A 16,748-nucleotide genomic window follows, 5' to 3' on the forward strand; every position below is an offset into this window, starting at 1 on the left:
TTTTGCTAAAATCATGCTTTGCCTAAAATGAACTATCTTTGTCTATTTTGCTCAGTTCGTTTTAGGTTACTTGTGTTTTATGGAAATGGTGGGGTAAAATGGATCAAAAGCGGATAATTGAATTTGAAGAAAAATGCACCCAGGAGCACCCTCCTGCTTGTATGACAGCCTGTCCCGTTCATGTGGATGTAAGAAGTTTCGTGGCGGCAATAAAGGCCGGCAATTTTGAGCAGGCATGGCGGATTTTCAGTAAAACCGTTCGTTTTCCCGGGATCATCGGGCGGGTTTGCGACCATCCCTGTCAGGCTGCCTGCAAGCGGCAGGAGGCGGGAGACGCCATCTCCATAGCTGCCTTGGAGAAAGCCTGCGCCGGGATGAATTCCGCTCCGCCGGTTAAGCTTACCATATCCTCCAAGAAGGATAAGCGGGTAGCAGTGGTTGGCGGAGGGCTGAGCGGTTTGGGGGCGGCTGCTGACCTGGCCGCAAAGGGCTACAATATAGTGGTTTTCGAGGCCACGGACCGTTTGGGAGGCAGACTGTGGGAAATGCCGGCTGAAGTTCTGCCCCGGCGGATTATTCAGGAAGATATTGCCATACTGGATTCCCTGGGTGTGGAGATTCGGTTTAGCGTCATGGTGGGACAAACACTCTCCGTTGAAGATTTGTGTCGCGAATTTGATGCCGTTTACCTGGGTTCCGGTAAGATTAACGCAGCTATGCCCGGCTTGAATTATAACCGGGAGGGGCTGATTATTGTTGATCCGGTTACCCTGGCCACCGGGCCGGATGGAGTTTTTGCCGGGGGCGGCCTGCTGCGCGGGCCCGGGTATTCGCCTATTGGATCCCTTTCCGACGGCAGGCGGGCCGCTATATCTATTGACCGTTATCTTCAGCAGGTGTCACTGACCGCCGCCCGCGAAAATGAGGGGCCTTACCGGACCAGACTTTTCACCGGCACCAAGGGGGTTAAACCGCTTCCCGCTGTTGTGCCGGCCAATCCCGCACATGGATACACACGGGAGGAAGCCATAGTGGAAGCCGGGCGCTGCCTTGTGTGCGAGTGTTTGGAGTGCGTGAAGGCCTGCCCCTACCTGGACCATTTTAAAGCTTATCCTAAAAAGTATGTCCGGCAAATTAGCCATAATCTTAAAATGATCATGGGGCTGCACGAAGCCAACGCTTTAATAAACTCCTGCAGTCTGTGTGGTCTTTGCCAGGAGGTTTGTCCGGAAGGTTTTAATATGGCGGATCTGTGCCGGGAAGCCCGGAGTGAAATGTTCAAAAAAGGGAAAATGCCGCCTTCCACCCATGACTTTCCTATTCGGGACATGGATTTCAGCAATAGTGAGCTGTGTGTGCTGACCCGCCACCAACCGGGTTATGAGTTAAGCCGCTACATCTTTTTCCCGGGATGCCAGTTAGGCGCTTCCAAGCCCGACCAGGTGATCAAGACTTATGTTGATCTGACGGAGCGGGTTGCCGGAGGGGTCGGCCTGATGTTGCGCTGCTGTGGCGCCCCGGCGGAATGGTCCGGACGAACCGAGCTGTTTCAGACGGGGCTGCGCGAAATTAAGGAACAGTGGCAGGCCCTGGGCAGGCCGGGCTTGATTTTGGCCTGTTCCACATGCTATCAAATGTTTAAGGAGCACTTGCCCGAGATTGATATTGTATCTCTCTGGGAATTATATGACCAGATTGGCCTGCCGGAGATTGCCGTGTCGCAAAGGCCGGGGTTGGTGGCTGTACAGGACGCCTGTACTGCCAGGCATGAAAAACATGTCCACCAAAGTGTCAGAAATATATTGCAAAAGCTCGGTATCAGGATTGAAGAATTACCGACCAGTCGCGAAACGACGGAATGCTGTGGATACGGAGGTTTGATGTCGTTTGCCAACCGGAAACTGGCGGATGATACCATCAGGCGGCGCATCAACGAAAGCCCCGCCGACTATGTGGCCTACTGCGCCATGTGCCGGGATAATTTTGCGGCCAAGGGTAAGAAGACATACCACCTCCTGGATTTGATTTACGGTGAGACAGACATGACCTCGGCGGCGGAACGGGGGCCGGGTTATTCACAGAGGCGTGAAAACAGGGCCAGGCTTAAAAACACAATGCTCAAGGAGGTTTGGGGGGATAAGGTGACGGTGGAGCAAAGCTCGTATGAAGCAATCAATTTAATTATTTCCGACGAAGTGGGCGAAATCATGGAGGAGCGCCTGATCCTGAAGGAAGATGTTCAGAAGGTTGTTGAACATGCCGAAGGGAGCGGCCAAAAACTATTAAATCGCCATAACGGTCATATTATGGCCTGTCACAGGCCGGTAAGCGTTACCTACTGGGTGGAGTATACCCGGCAAGAGGACGGGTTTGTCATTCACAATGTTTATTCGCACCGGATGAAAGTAGAGGGCAATAGTTAAGAAAACCTATCTTGTCTTTAATTAAGGATGTGAAAAAGTGGCCGGCAAGGATATGCAGGCGGAAGGTGTTTTTCAATGTCTTAAATGCAATATGCCCATGGAGCCGGGTAAGGTTACGGTATCGTATATGGGCAGTGATTTTCCGGTTGAATTGTTAAGATGCAAAAAATGCGGGTTTGTCCTAATTACCGAGGAACTGGCCCTGGGCAAGATGCTGGAAGTGGAAAAAACTTTGGAAGATAAATAATTTGGGATATTCCTTACCCAAAATATGTATAACAATTGGTATTTTTAAGAGGTGTGTTATCTTTGCGCTAAGGAGTGAGGATGGTGTATCCTACTGTATCGTGCCCGCTGTACGAGGGCAGACCGATCCGGGATGTGACCGGAGATACAATTAGACCCGGCGGGTTTGCCATCACGGACCGAGCGCTTGCTATTTGTTCTTTTGCTGCAGGGGCCAGGGTTCTGGATGTGGGCTGCGGCGTTGGTGCTACGGTGGAGCATCTGATTTGTCGTTATCATCTGGATGCCGTCGGTGTGGATCCCTCCTCCGTGCTGCTTGGGCAAGGCCGCCGGAGACATCCCGGCCTGCCTCTTTGGGAAGCGGCCGGAGAGAATTTACCCTTTGGGGATGGGGAAATGGACGGTGTTTTTGCGGAATGCACTCTTTCCGTGATGGAAAGCCCGGACAAGGCTTTGGCGGAATGCTGCCGGGTATTGAAGGATGGCGGGTGGCTGGTGGTTGCCGATGTTTACGTCCGTAACCCGGCAGGAGTGGATGAACTGCATAGTCTTCCTTTGACCGGCTGTCTGACCGGAGCTATGTCCGTTCAAACACTAACCCAAAAAATTAGCGCCGGAGGCTTTGAAGTCGTTTTATGGGAAGATCATTCCAGGCTTTTGGGAGAGCTGACCGCCAGGTTAATCTTGGCTCATGGCTCCATGGACATGTTCTGGGGCTGTGTATCCGACCGGTCCGTTTCCTGTGCTGAGATTAAAAGGACGGTTCAAAAAGCCCGGCCGGGGTATGTCTTGGTCCTGGCTAAAAAAACCGGCAGCAGTAAGGAGGGAAGTTGCTGTAATGACTAATGAACTAATGCGTATGCTGGAATTGCACCGGCAAGGGTTTAATTGCAGCCAGATACTGCTTGCTCTTGGTCTGGAAAGCCGGGGTGAGGACAATCCCGGCTTGATCCGGTCCATGGCGGGTCTTGGCGGCGGGCTGGGGTTTTCAGGTAAAACTTGTGGCGCGCTGATTGGCGGCGTTTGTCTGCTGAGCCTGTACACAGGCAGGGGTACGCCGGAGGAAAAGGAACACGATGAGTTTTTGTTGATGATTGATGAACTGGTGCAATGGTTTGAGGGGGAAATCGGTCGGACCTATGGCGGGATTGACTGTGGGGATATTCTGGGCGAAGGTCTGGCGGAAAAAGTAGTTTCTCCCAAATGCAGCAGTATCGTCATTGAAACCTATAACAAGGTCAAGGAAATTATGCTTGCCCGGGGGGTTGAATTGGCCGGTGAGAAAGATGACTGATGCAGGGCATGTTCTCTCGGTAACGGAAAGCCTTTGTCCTTATTGTCTGAGTAAAATTCCGGCCAGGCGGGTGGCGCGGGGAGACGAGGTGTTTTTGGAAAAGGAATGTCCGGAGCACGGGAGTTTCAAAGTGCCGATATGGCGTGGCCGGCCGCTTTTTCAGTCCTGGATAAGACCGAAAATTCCGGCTGACATAAAGGTCCCCCTAACCCGGGTTGAACGCGGCTGTCCCTTTGACTGCGGCCTTTGTCCCGACCATCGCCAGCATACCTGTACCGCGGTGCTGGAAGTAACCGGTCGTTGTAATTTGCGTTGTTCTTTTTGTTTTGCCGATGCCGGGAAGGTTGCCCCGGACCCCGACCCGGAAACCGTCAGGGGCTGGTACCGGCGTCTCCTGGACGTTGGGGGGCCATATAATATCCAGCTTTCCGGCGGAGAGCCCACCATGCGGGACGACTTGCCGGAGCTGGTTGCCATGGGGCGGGAGATGGGCTTTGGCTTTATTCAGCTCAACACCAATGGCCTGAGGTTGAGCCGTGAGCCGCAGTTCCTGGAAGCCTTGTCGCAGGCCGGGCTTGCCTCTTTATTTCTTCAGTTTGACGGGACGCAAGAGGAAATATATCGTAAACTGCGGGGCGGCGATTTTTTGGCCGCCAAGCTGGAAACAATCCGGCTGTGCGGGGAGCTGGGCATTGGAGTAATTCTGGTGCCTACCGTGGTTCCGGGTGTTAACGACCATAATCTTGGCAGCATTATTGACCTGGCCCTGGAATGGCTGCCGATAGTGCGGGGGGTGCATTTCCAGCCCGTCAGCTACTTCGGGCGCTATCCCCAGCCGCCGTCGGAGAAGATGCGCATTACCCTGCCGGAAGTTATCAGCAATATTGAGCATCAAACGGCCGGCCGGATTAAAATAGAGAATTTCCGTCCGCCGGGTTGTGAAAACGCCCTGTGCTCATTTCACGGCAACTTCATTTTAATGCCGGATGGAGGGCTATTGCCTACCACCAGGCATGACTCCGCCCGGCAGGCGTCGAATTGCTGCTGCACTCCGGAGCTGGCGGTGGATGGGTCAAGGAAAGCGAGGAAATTTGTAGCAAACCATTGGTCGGCAATGCAGCCGCTGCCAAGCCGGCAAACAGGCAGTTGTAAATGCAGTGCTGCCGAACAAAATGATGAACAGCCGGATAGCCTGGACCTATTCTTGGAAAGGGCTAAAACCCATACCTTCTGCATTTCGGGCATGGCTTTTCAGGATGTATGGAACGTTGACCTGGAACGGGTTAAGGACTGCTGTATCCACACGGTATCTCCCGATGGGAAGCTTATTCCTTTTTGTGCCTATAACCTTACGGACAATCAGGGCAGATCCATCTACAGGGGGCGGTAGGCGGTTTGATTGACAAAACACCTTTGGAGCAGTGGATTCTTAATAAAATAACGGGCAGAGCCGGGGAGGCGGGGAGGCTGACCCCTGCTCTGATTGCAAGCTATCAGTTGAAGAAGTTAAAGGAAACCGTTGCCCTGGCCCGTGAAAAAAGCTTGTTTTATCGCGCTGCTTTGGGCGGTTTTCCTGCGGATAAAATTAGTTCATTAAAAGACTTGCAGAGCCTTCCTTTTACAACGGCAAATGATATTAGCCAAAATCCACTGCGGTTTTTGTGCTGTTCCCAGGACGACATAAAACGGGTGGTCACCATGGAAAGCTCCGGTACGACGGGTTTGCCCAAAAGGATCTTTTTTACTGCCGACGACCAGGAGCTTACGAAAGACTTTTTTCACCATGGTATGACTGTTATTGCCAAGCCGGGTGATAAGGTGCTGATCCTGCTTCCTTATGAGCGGCCCGGAAGCGTTGGCGATTTGTTTGCGGAAAGCGTGCGGCGCATGAATGTTATACCCGTACCGTATGGCATTATAAGGGATCCCGAAGACACATTGAAAGTAATGGCTGCGGAACAGGCGGACACTTTGTTGGGGATACCGGCTCAGGTACTGGCATTGGCCTGTCATGAAGCGCCGGGCGAAAATAAATTTCAGGTTAATATCAAAAACGTGGTACTAAATACCGACCATGTTCCCCGGGCCGTTGTCAATTGGATCAAAAAGAAATGGTCCTGCCGGGTGTTCAACCACTACGCCATGACCGAGATGGGACTGGGTGGCGGCTTGGAATGCGCGGCGCTGGCGGGCTATCATATGAGAGAGGCCGACTTTATATTTGAAATAGTTAACCCCCTAACCGGTGCGGTGCTGCCGGAAGGCGCAGAGGGGGAAATTGTTTTCACCACCTTAACTCGCGGGGGAATGCCGCTGATCCGGTATCGCACCGGAGATCTGGCCCGGTTTATCCCCGGGCCTTGTCCCTGCGGCACCGTGCTGAGGCGCATGGCTCCGGTGAAGGATCGGGTCAAAGGACTGGTTGCTTTGGCCGGGGGCGGCCTGCTCAGCATGTCCATGCTGGATGAGGCTTTGTTTGCGGTAGCGGGGGTGCTTGATTTCACGGCAACTATTTCATTCGGCAGCGGTGTTGATTATCTGGCCGTTAAAACCCGATTGGCCGGTTGGGTCGGGGAAGAAATAACGGAGTCTATCCAAAAAGCGCTGCTATCCATCCCTGTGGTTGCTGAAAACATCAAGCAAGGTTCTTTGGCCTTGACGCCCATTGAAGCGGATTGTTCCGGGATACTCTGGAAACCATCCAAACGAATAATCCGGGACTTGCGTCCCCAAAGCGGTGCCTGACATATATAAAAACGGCTTACCGGTGGAATATGGCCGATATTGTGGAATATCCGACCGGGTGAATTGGAAGGAGTTATCTGATGGTTAAGATTTTTCAGGACGTTTTGCGTTTGCTGGAGCAGGGTGAAAGTTTTGTTCTAGCCACTATTCTAGCCAATTACGGCTCTACCCCGCGCACGGCGGGATCTAAAATGATCATCCGCTGGGACGGTTCAATTATCGGTACCATTGGCGGCGGTTTGGTGGAAGCCAAGGTTATTGAGCTGGCTGCCCGGGTTATGACAGAGGGGAAAGCTCTGGTTAAAGAGTTTAATTTGAACAAAAAAATCACCGATAAGATGGACATGATTTGTGGTGGTCACCTTAAAATACTATTGGATTATATGAGTGCGGAAAATGTAGATTTATTGGAGATTTATCGTTCACTGGGCGATGCCGTGACAGCCGGGCGGAGGGCTGTGCTGATCAGCCCCGTTCCCGACGGAGAGGTGGATACATCCGCCGGAAGGCAGTGCCTGGTGGTTGCGGAAAGACAGCCGGTGGGCACATTTTCCCCGCAACCGGCTGAAATGGATGAGCTGCTGCGCGTGGCCGACAGCCGCTATCCACAGGTGGTGACTTTGGGGGACCGCAGTTTTCTGGTGGAACAAATCAGCAGTTATGGCACTGTCTATATTTTCGGTGCCGGTCATGTGTCACTGCAAGTAGCCCGGCTGGCCAAAACAGCGGATTTCAAAGTGGTGGTGCTTGATGACCGGCCGGAATTTGCCAACCGGGAGCGGTTTCCCGATGCCGACATGACGATGGTATTGCCTGGTTTGACTGCGGATTTGGGTGAGTTGGGAGTTGACAAAGATAGCTACGTGGTCATAGTAACCCGGGGCCATGCGCATGATAGAACAGTGCTGGCACTGGCGCTGCGTTCCAAAGCCTGCTATATAGGGATGATCGGCAGCAAAACCAAGCGGGATGCTATCTACAAGGCATTAAGAAATGAGGGTTACGATAGTGCGGAGCTGGCGCTGGTGCACAGCCCCATTGGTTTGTCCATCGGTGCCCAAACACCTGAAGAAATTGCCGTGAGTATAGTGGGTGAATTAATCAAATTCAGAGCGGAGCGTATGTTATGAACGGTGCAGCCGCGGTTGTGCTGGCGGCCGGTTGCTCCTCCCGCATGGGTAAATTCAAGCCCCTTTTGCCGCTGAATGGTACTACCGTCATAGCCGGGGCTGTAAACGTTTTTTTTGAGGCCGGTATACGACAAGTGCTGGTGGTAACAGGTCATCGGGCGATTGAATTGCAGCCCGTGCTGGAGGGGCCGGGCCTGTCGGTTGTTTATAATCCCGACTACCGGCAGGGTATGTTTTCTTCCGTTCGCGCCGGCATAGCCGGTCTTCCGTCTCACTTGGAGGCCTTCTTTCTGTTGCCCGCCGACAATCCGCTGGTAAGGCCGCAAACCGTTAAATTATTGCTGAACGCCTGGCGGAAGAACAAGGCGGGCATTGTTTATCCTTGTTTTGCCGGGCAACGGGGCCATCCCCCTTTGATTTCAAGTGAATATATTGGGGAAATCTTAAGCTGTTCGGCGGATGGCAACCTGCGGGAAGTTCTTGCCCGGCATGAGGCTGATGCTCTTGATGTGGAGGTGGCCGACCGGGGAGTGCTATTGGATATGGACACACCGGAGGATTATCACCGTCTTTTGCGCCGTGCCGCGGCCATTGACATACCCGATCAAATGGAGTGTGAGGTTATCTTTCGATTGGCCGGTACTCCCTCCCGGGTGATTGCTCACGGCAGAGCCGTGGCGTCCCTGGCCTCATTTTTAGGCGCATGTCTTAACCAATGTGGGTATGGCCTGCAGCTTGCTTTAATCGAGGCGGCGGGCTTATTGCACGACGTGCGTAAAGGAATGCCGAATCATGCTGCAGCCGGGGCAAGCTTGCTTGCGTCCATGGGCTTTCCCCGGGTTGCCGGGATTGTAACCTGTCACATGGGGGATGGTTTAAAAACCGGTGTCGGGATTGGTGAAAAAGAGCTGGTTTATTTGGCGGACAAGCTTCTGTGCGGTGAAAATTTAGTTGCTCTCGAGCATCGGTTTATGAAGTCCATGAAGCGTTTTGCCGCCGAGCCGGAAGTTCAACAAACGGTGCGGGAGCGCTGGCGGCTGGCGGAATCAATTAAGAAAAACGTTGAACGGGTGCTGGAAAAACGATTGGATATATGGCTAAAGGGATGGAACAGGGGGGTAAATAAAGCCGATGTTGATTTATCTGGTGCGGCACGGTGAGATTGATACAGACCGGCAAAAACGTTTCATCGGCCAGATTGACCTCCCGCTGACCGGCGCCGGGGTGTGGCAAGCGAAGATGCTGAGGGAGCGGTTGGCGGGCATTACCCCGGCGGGTGTATATTGCAGCGATCTCAGCCGCTCACTGCTAACGGCTCAAATAATCGCCGGGGCGCACACATTGTCACCCGTGGCTGACATTGGTTTGCGGGAGATTTGCCTGGGTGAGTGGGAGGGGCGCAGTTTTGCGGATATACGCCAAAAACATCCTGCCGAATTTGCCAAACGCGGGGCGAATATAGCAGAATATATGCCTCCCGGCGGCGAAAGCTTCTCCGCTTTTAGCCGCCGGATCATGACTGCCTTTAATCGCCTGGTGAGCAGTGTAAACGGGGATTTGCTTTTGGTGGGTCATGCCGGGGTTAACCGGGTTATTATCAGTCAACTTCTGGGTATGCCGATACATAATATTTTTCATATCTGTCAGGGTTACGGATGTCTGAATATCATCTGCCGCAACAAAGATGGTTACCGGTTAAAGCTGTTAAACAGCTTGGAACATATTGATCGCTCTCCTAGAACCGATACGCTCCCCGCGCTTTGCCGCTTGAATATTTCGCAGAGAGGAAATATGGTAGAGGAAAGATAATGAAACGGAGAGAAATCCGTGATGGAATATATCGGCACAAAAGACGCGGCAAGGGGGAAATAGCATGGCGCGGACCAAACGGATCAAACCGGAAACACTGTTTTTCCCTAAAAGGCTTATGGAGCGTCTGAACTCCATCAAGGCGTATCCGCTGACGCTGGTGGAAGCCCCCTCCGGCTTCGGCAAGACCACGGCCCTGCGCCATTTTTTCGACTCGCGGGTTTCCAAAACTGCACAGATCATCTGGCATACCTTTCCCGCAGAACAGCCGGATGCTTCATGGAAAGCCTTTTGCGGGCTAATCGGACTGTTTGATCCGGACAGTGCCCGGCGGCTGACAGCGGTAGGCCCGCCGGATGAGGATACCCTGCCGGAAATCGAGAAGATTTTCCGAAAGCTCCATTGCGTGGAAGAAATCTATCTGGTGTTGGATGATTTCGCCGCGTGGAAGCTGCCGAACTCCGGCATGTTTTTGACGGCGCTCTCCCACCATGGCGGCGAGGCCCTTCATGTGGCAGCGGCCGCCCAGCTTCTGCCTTCGACGGCGCAGAGTTCCATTGTGGAGAACAACTGCTTTTTAATCCTGCGGGAATCCGTGCTTACCTTCTGTACCGGGGATATTGACGCCTATTACCGGCAGGCCGGTATTTCCCTCGCGCCTGTGCAGCTTGAGGAAGTGATGCGGATCACCGAAGGCTGGGTCATGGCGCTGTACCTCCAGCTTTTGTCCTTTATCGAAAGCGGCCGGTTTGAGGACGGGAACATCCAAAACATGATTCACAATGCCCTGTGGAACCGTCTGCCTGCGTTTGAGCGGGAGTTTCTGACCGCGATTTCCATCTTTGGGCGCTTCTCTCTGGCGCAGGCCACAGCTTTGTCCGGCAGGAGCGCGAAGGAAACGGAGCGGCTCCTGCGGGAAAAGCGGGTGTTCGTCCATTTCGACCGGGAGACCCGGAGGTTTTACCTGCATACCCTGTTCCAAAATTTTTTGACCAGACAGTTCGAACTGCTGCCGGCGGAAAAACAAAAGGCTGCCTATCTTGCCGGGGGCGATCTGGCGGAAAAGGCCGGTGACCGGGTAAATACCCTGCGCTTTTATTACCTCTCCGGCGATTGGGAGCGTTTGCTCGCTCTGCCGCTGACCAGCTTTGATATTGCGGATGTGGTGGACGAACACACAAAGCCCATGATACTGGATATTATGGAGAACACGCCCTTTGAAATCAAGCGCAAATACCCGGCTGCCATGGTGCCGCTGGCCTTTACCCTGTTTTTCCTGCACGAAAATCAAAAACTCCTTACTTTAAAAGAGGAAATTCAGCAGGTTATTGAGCAAAGTGATCTTCCCCAAGACCAAAAAAATGCGCTGTCCGGTGAAATGGAGCTGCTGCTGTCCTTTCTGGAATACAACCGCATTGATGCCATGAGCCGGCGGCACCGCAGAGCGCTGGAGCTGCTGAACGGCCCCGCCACCCTGATCAGTGTCAAAAGCACATGGACGTTCGTTTCCCCGTCGGTATTGTATATGTTCTATCGGGAAAGCGGGAAGCTGGACGAGGAACTTTTGCAGATGGACGAGTGTATGCCCTTTTATTATACGCTGACCGGCGGGCATGGCAGCGGCGCGGAATTCATTATGCGGGCGGAAGCGCATCTGATGCGGGGCGAGCTGGACGAAGCGGAAATGCTTTGCCACAAGGCCATCTTTACCGCCGACGGCAAGCGCCAGAACAGCATTGTCCAATGCGGCTTGTTCCTTTTGGCCCGCATCGTCCTCTTGCGGGGGGATGAGGCCATGCTGCAAAACGCTCTTGCTTCGCTTGCGGAACGCTCCCGCCAGAACACCGAGGACTTATGCCGTTATACGCTGGATTTGGCCTGCGGATTTTTGTACCTGCTGCTTCAGCGCAGGGACGAGGTTTCCCCCTGGCTTGCCAGTGGAGAAATAAACGACAGGCGGCTGGTTATCATGACCCAGCCCTTCGCCCACATTATTTACGGGCGCATTCTGCTGGAGCGGGGAGAATATCAAAAGCTGCTTGGGGTCAGCGAATTCGGGTTGGGGCTGTCCTTCATCTTCCCCAACCTGCTGCCGCAGATTTACATAAAGCTGTACCAGGCGCAAGCCCTTGACGCGCTGGGGAAGCGTTCGCGGGCTTTGGAAGCCGCCGCCGGCGCTTTGGATATGGCTTTGCCCGATGGTGTATACCTGCCCTTTGCGGAAAATTATGCGGGGATCAAAAAGCTGCTGCCCGATACCGGCTGTGCCAGCAAGGCGCGGGAGAGCATAACGGCGCTGGCGGTTACGCTGGAGAACGGGCTGGCGGCGATTCGCCGAAAGGTTCCTCTGTCGCCCAGAGAGAACGAAGTTCTCCTGCTGCTGCAAAAGGGCTTAAGCAATCAGGAGATTGCCGACAGGCTGAATGTATCCTTCTCTACTGCGAGAGCTACCGTCAGCAGCGTTTTGAATAAACAGGGCGTTTCCTCCCGTGAATTGCTGAAAAATACGGAAACGAAAAAATAAATGGACACCGTCCAATATGAAAGATTTATTCCGCACCCTACAATAAGGGTGTGTTTTTTTATGCCCAGATCCAATTGAATATGGAAGAACAGGAAAGGAGGAAGGCCTATGGCGGGTAAAAAGTCACGACAGGAAAAGGATATCCCCATGATTCAGACGGTGACTCCCCTTGACCATTACCGCCTGCATATTGAGTTCGGCAGCGGAAGTGTCCTGGAACTGAATATGAAAAACCGCTTGCGCACTACCCGGTACTATGATTTGAACAGCGATGCGCTATTCCGTTCCGCTGTTACGGACGGAACAAAAATCATTTTTGCCGCGGGTAGCAATGACGAGCTGGAGATTTTCGCCAGGGAAGCAGTGAACATGGCGATGAAGGCGCCGGGCGAGAGCATGTGCATTCTGCGTATTCAGCCTTTGGACGGCGTACGGTTGCGGCTGGAAATGAAAAGCGGCAGCATCCTTATGCTGAACATGGCAAACCGGCTGCACACCATCCGTTACAGTCCGCTGAAAGAGCCGGAGGTTTTACAGGCTGCGAGCACGGACGGGGAAAACCTGTTTTGGGGCGATGTCCTGAAAATCGACGCGGAAGAACTGACGAATCTGGCGCTGACTGTCCCGCCCGCCGGAAAGGAGAATGAAGCCATGTGAAAAAGTACGCTGAGGCTCTGTTCGCCGGAACCATTCTTGCCATTGCGGCGGACACGGATATTGATGAAATCCTTTGTATGCGGCATAACAGAGAGTGAAGGGCATGAGGAAAATACAAACGACCAACGCAAGCCTGAGCCTTGACGAACTCATGGATATTGCCGGCGGACGAAACAGGCTTTGAAAGCGAAACATAGAATGGAGGGAATATTTGCATGAAACGAACATGGAAACGAATCGGCGGCCTGATTTTGTCGGTGTGCATGATGGCAAGCATGCTGCCCATGGCTGCGTTTGCCGAAACCGGAACAACAGATTCCGGTACGCCGCCGGTGATCAGTGGTGTAATCACCGGATTTGCGGATTTGGATACCGCTGTATCCGAGCAAGCCGTGGAGGCGGGCACAGCCGAGGAGAAACTTGACCTGCCGGATAAATTGACGGCAACTGTCACCACCGGCTCAGCGATTACGGCTGACGTAAGCGATGATGATGCCGCGGTGGACAGCGACGCGCAGCAACCCGAAACACCGGGAACAGAAACCACCGTCGCCATGGCTGTCTACGGCTGGACTTCCGACCCGGTTTATGACGGTAATACTGAGGGGGACTATGTGTTTACCCCCACGCTGGATTTGCCGGAGGGCTTGACGCTGGCGGCGGACGTGAGCGCGCCGACGATTACCGTGACGGTGGAAGAAATAACTGCGCTGCAGGCGTGGGGCGGCATTGCGCCAATGGGCGCAGGAGGGCCAACAGAAGACGGCACTCGCATTTACGCAAACGGTACGCCGGTTGTTGTGAAAGAGGTGAGTGGCAGCACGAATATGTATTTGGCGGCGGATACGGATTTTGCCGTTCCGGTTTTTGAGGACATCAGCGGCTATGTTATCTATGGCGGCTGGGAGAGTGGAGATCACACAGGCGATACCTCGCTCACCATTCTTTCCGGCACGTTTAACAAAACAGTCTACGGAGGGAGCCGGGACGGCAGCATAGCGGGTGATACAAATCTATCGATACATGACGGCACGTTCACCAACCATGCCTATGGCGGCAGCGCGCTGGCGGGCGCAAACGTATCGGGCTGCGCGAATGTAACGGTAGAGAACGCCACATTCATAAACAGCACCTTGTGGGGTGCGGGCTTCGAGGCCAACACCGTGGGAAGCACCAATGTCGTGATAAAAGACGGCAGCTTTCTATGGGCCTATGGCGGCGGCAACGAAGGCTCGGTTACGGGAACGGCAAAGCTTACCATTACGGGGGGGAGCTTTTCCGAAGCGGTCTTTGGTGGCAGCGATAATGCTTCCGCTTCTGTCCAAAACACCGAGGTTGCCGTTGCGAACGCGAATATTTTCTACCTCTACGGCGGCGGTTGGAGCGCCCCGGTCACAGATACGGCGCAAATCAATGTCGAGGGCGGCAACCTTGCCTCCCTCTTCGGCGGCGGTTTATGGGCCGATGTGGAAAATGTAATCGTCCATATCAAGGGCGGCACCTTCCATTCAGAAATCTTCGGCGGCGGGTTGGAAAGCGATGTCACCCATGACGTGAGCATGACTATGGAGGGCGGCACCTTCCAAAGTATATTCGGCAGTGGTAACGGCACTAGTGGCAAAGGTGTAGTCGGCGGCAATGTGGAAATGCATTTGAAAGCAGGCACTTTCCTGGCAACCATTGCTCCGATAGGGGGTATCGACAGCGCAAAAATTGACGGCAATGCCACCATCTTCGTCTATCCAGACGCACTCTTTGGCACATATGCGGAACTTCGCACTAACGACAGCTTTGTAACCGGCCGTTCCGCCATAAAATACGCTGTCGACGTCCAAACGAATGGAGGCGGCACAGCCAGCGCTAGCCCTGCATTTGCGGAAAAGGATGAGGAAGTTTCGCTGACCGCAAGCCCCAACGGCGGCTATGCGTTCAAGGAATGGCAGGTCGCCAGCGGTGACGTAACCCTTGCTGATGCAACCGCAGCCAGCACAACCTTTACTATGCCTGCCGAAGCGGTGAAGCTTACGGCAAAGTATGAGGATGCTCTTACCGACATCACCTTCACGGCAGCACAGACCGGCGGAACCAGCGGCACAGCCGACTCCACCGGCATTGAGCTTACATTTAGTGAAGCGGTAACCGGACTGACAGCCGATAAGATCACCATTACAGGCGGTACCGGCGCAGTCGCCAAGGGAACGCTTTTAGGCTCCGGCACTACATGGACGCTTGCGCTTTCCAGTGTAACAACGCAAGGCGATGTAACGATTAACATAGCGGATTTCGGAAATTTTCATGTAACCACCGCTTCGCAGACGGTGGCGGTGTATAAAGGGAGTACGCCTTCCCCTAACCCGCTTGCCTTCACCGATGTTCTGGAATGGGACGGCACAACTCCCGGCAAAGCAAAATGGAATGCGGTTGTCAACGCTTCCGGCTACAGGGTGCAGCTTTACAGGGGAGGCTTTCCCCTTAGTAGCCCTGTCAGGAGTACCGCCGCGGAATATGACTTTACCTCCGCAATCGCAGTGGCGGGAGCCGGAAGCTATACTTTCAAGGTGCTGGCCGTTGGCGACGGATCAACATGGTCTGACGGTCCGTGGTCTCTCGCGAGTGCGGCATATAACTATACGCCGAGCACCGGCACCGGCGTCACGGTCGGTGGCGTGGCGGTGACAAGCGCCAACAAGGATGCAATTACCGGCAACGGCATTTCGGGCAGCGTCAGCTACGACCCCGATACTAGAACCCTGACGCTGAATAACGCCTCTGTCCTTGTTGATAACGGCGACGCGAACCGCTCGGCTATCCTTGCCCAGCAGGATCTGACGATCCGCCTGGTGGGCAGCAACGTTTTGGGTACGGTCCCCACCGGAGTAACAACCGGCTATTCTATCGAAACCGGCGTTTGGGCATCTTCATCCGACGTTGTGCTGACCGGCAGCGGAAATCTGACTATTTACGATGTGCACGCCGGTATCATAGGCGAAAATATAACCGTCAGCACCACCGGCCGCCTTGTCGTCAGCGAGTACGGCTCCGGCTTGGCCTGCTGCTTAAAGACAGACGGCGGCACGCTGACTGTCAACAGCGGTACGCTGGTGCTTATCTCCGAGACTTCCAACGCGCTGTTCGGCGACAGCATTGTCATTAGTGGTGGCACCATTACCGCCTTGGCCAAAAACGCGGAGGGCGATGGGCATTTTGCCTTTAACAGCGCGCCCACCTTTGGCGCCAACTATCGGCACAGCGTTTACGCGGGCGACAGCGCGGCGACAGCGCAGCTGGTGGCAAGCCCTACTGCGGCAATCTACACCGCCAGCAAGTATGTCAGAATTGAACCGGTGACCTCCGGGGGCGGTTCCTCCTCCGGCGGCAGCACGACCACACCGGATACTGCCATACCGGTTGTTGCAACACCGGAAAAACAGCCCAACCAGCCGGTAACAGTATCGGCTCCTGTCACAGCGACAGCAGGAACGAACGGCGCGGCAAGCGCGTCCATCCCGGAGCAATCCGTAACGGATGCCATCGCCAAAGCACAGGCTGATGCCAAAGCACAGGGCAAAACCGCCAACGGAACCGGCGTTGCGCTGAATGTTACCATGCCCCGGGGCGCAACCGCCCTGACAGCAACCCTGACAAGCAGCTCCCTGAACAGCCTTGTCGACGCGGGAGTAACCAGCCTTGAACTGAACGGCTCCCCGGTGACGGTTTCCTTCGACAAAAAGGCGCTGGCGGAAATTCATAAGCAGAGCACCGGCAATATCAGCATTGCTATTGTGCCCAATGCCAACCTTTCCGATGCAGCTAAAACCATGATCGGCACACGACCGGCAGCTTTACCGATGTAAAAATTGGCAGTCCCTATCAACCGTATATTGAATGGGCGTACAAACAAGGCATCGTTCAGGGCATTG

Annotated in this window: 12 protein-coding genes; all 12 read left to right on the top strand. The window is 54.1% G+C overall.

Annotation, left to right across the window (positions count from 1 at the left end):
- Positions 1 to 98 precede the first annotated feature (98 nt).
- Positions 99 to 2,423, top strand: a complete 2,325-nt coding sequence (locus tag ABDB91_RS01485; RefSeq protein ID WP_347489854.1) for a pyridine nucleotide-disulfide oxidoreductase/dicluster-binding protein — start codon at positions 99 to 101, stop codon at positions 2,421 to 2,423.
- 37 nt (positions 2,424 to 2,460) lie between these two features.
- A complete protein-coding gene (locus tag ABDB91_RS01490; RefSeq protein WP_347489855.1) occupies positions 2,461 to 2,670 on the top strand; it encodes a DVU_1557 family redox protein in 210 nt (69 codons plus the stop codon).
- Between the two features lie 80 nt (positions 2,671 to 2,750).
- Positions 2,751 to 3,515, top strand: a complete 765-nt coding sequence (gene trsM / locus ABDB91_RS01495) for a DVU_1556 family methyltransferase (protein ID WP_347489856.1) — start codon at positions 2,751 to 2,753, stop codon at positions 3,513 to 3,515.
- Complete coding sequence (locus ABDB91_RS01500; RefSeq protein ID WP_347489857.1) at positions 3,508 to 3,963, top strand: DVU_1555 family C-GCAxxG-C-C protein; 456 nt, start codon at positions 3,508 to 3,510, stop codon at positions 3,961 to 3,963. Before trsM ends, ABDB91_RS01500 begins: the two co-directional genes overlap by 8 nt.
- Positions 3,956 to 5,353, top strand: a complete 1,398-nt coding sequence (gene trsS, locus ABDB91_RS01505) for a radical SAM (seleno)protein TrsS (protein WP_347491499.1) — start codon at positions 3,956 to 3,958, stop codon at positions 5,351 to 5,353. Before ABDB91_RS01500 ends, trsS begins: the two co-directional genes overlap by 8 nt.
- A gap of 5 nt (positions 5,354 to 5,358) precedes the next feature.
- A complete protein-coding gene (locus tag ABDB91_RS01510) occupies positions 5,359 to 6,708 on the top strand; it encodes a DVU_1553 family AMP-dependent CoA ligase (protein WP_347489858.1) in 1,350 nt (449 codons plus the stop codon).
- Positions 6,709 to 6,788: 80 nt separating this feature from the next.
- Positions 6,789 to 7,838 (top strand): XdhC family aldehyde oxidoreductase maturation factor, encoded by a 1,050-nt coding sequence (locus ABDB91_RS01515; RefSeq protein ID WP_347489859.1) that lies wholly within the window; start codon positions 6,789 to 6,791, stop codon positions 7,836 to 7,838.
- The gene (locus tag ABDB91_RS01520; protein ID WP_347489860.1) at positions 7,835 to 8,998 is read left to right on the top strand and encodes a DVU_1551 family NTP transferase; all 1,164 of its coding nucleotides are present in this window, start codon (positions 7,835 to 7,837) and stop codon (positions 8,996 to 8,998) included. The genes ABDB91_RS01515 and ABDB91_RS01520 overlap by 4 nt, the downstream gene beginning before the upstream one ends.
- A complete protein-coding gene (locus tag ABDB91_RS01525; protein ID WP_347489861.1) occupies positions 8,970 to 9,647 on the top strand; it encodes a histidine phosphatase family protein in 678 nt (225 codons plus the stop codon). The genes ABDB91_RS01520 and ABDB91_RS01525 overlap by 29 nt, the downstream gene beginning before the upstream one ends.
- Positions 9,648 to 9,711: 64 nt before the next feature.
- Positions 9,712 to 12,171 (top strand): LuxR C-terminal-related transcriptional regulator, encoded by a 2,460-nt coding sequence (locus ABDB91_RS01530; RefSeq protein WP_347489862.1) that lies wholly within the window; start codon positions 9,712 to 9,714, stop codon positions 12,169 to 12,171.
- Positions 12,172 to 12,279: 108 nt separating this feature from the next.
- Positions 12,280 to 12,828, top strand: a complete 549-nt coding sequence (locus ABDB91_RS01535) for a hypothetical protein (RefSeq protein WP_347489863.1) — start codon at positions 12,280 to 12,282, stop codon at positions 12,826 to 12,828.
- Between the two features lie 215 nt (positions 12,829 to 13,043).
- The gene (locus ABDB91_RS01540) at positions 13,044 to 16,682 is read left to right on the top strand and encodes a hypothetical protein (protein WP_347489864.1); all 3,639 of its coding nucleotides are present in this window, start codon (positions 13,044 to 13,046) and stop codon (positions 16,680 to 16,682) included.
- Positions 16,683 to 16,748: the final 66 nt, after the last annotated feature.

This window comes from Desulfoscipio sp. XC116 (assembly GCF_039851975.1).
Lineage (GTDB): Bacteria > Bacillota > Desulfotomaculia > Desulfotomaculales > Desulfallaceae > Sporotomaculum.

Bases quoted from the DNA above. Each gene is read 5' to 3' on its own strand.
- ABDB91_RS01525 (WP_347489861.1), top strand. From the start codon at position 8,970: ATGTTGATTTATCTGGTGCGGCACGGTGAGATTGATACAGACCGGCAA.
- ABDB91_RS01535 (WP_347489863.1), top strand. From the start codon at position 12,280: ATGGCGGGTAAAAAGTCACGACAGGAAAAGGATATCCCCATGATTCAG.
- trsM (WP_347489856.1), top strand. From the start codon at position 2,751: ATGGTGTATCCTACTGTATCGTGCCCGCTGTACGAGGGCAGACCGATC.
- ABDB91_RS01540 (WP_347489864.1), top strand. From the start codon at position 13,044: ATGAAACGAACATGGAAACGAATCGGCGGCCTGATTTTGTCGGTGTGC.
- ABDB91_RS01500 (WP_347489857.1), top strand. From the start codon at position 3,508: ATGACTAATGAACTAATGCGTATGCTGGAATTGCACCGGCAAGGGTTT.
- ABDB91_RS01515 (WP_347489859.1), top strand. From the start codon at position 6,789: ATGGTTAAGATTTTTCAGGACGTTTTGCGTTTGCTGGAGCAGGGTGAA.
- ABDB91_RS01520 (WP_347489860.1), top strand. From the start codon at position 7,835: ATGAACGGTGCAGCCGCGGTTGTGCTGGCGGCCGGTTGCTCCTCCCGC.
- ABDB91_RS01485 (WP_347489854.1), top strand. From the start codon at position 99: ATGGATCAAAAGCGGATAATTGAATTTGAAGAAAAATGCACCCAGGAG.
- ABDB91_RS01530 (WP_347489862.1), top strand. From the start codon at position 9,712: ATGGCGCGGACCAAACGGATCAAACCGGAAACACTGTTTTTCCCTAAA.
- trsS (WP_347491499.1), top strand. From the start codon at position 3,956: ATGACTGATGCAGGGCATGTTCTCTCGGTAACGGAAAGCCTTTGTCCT.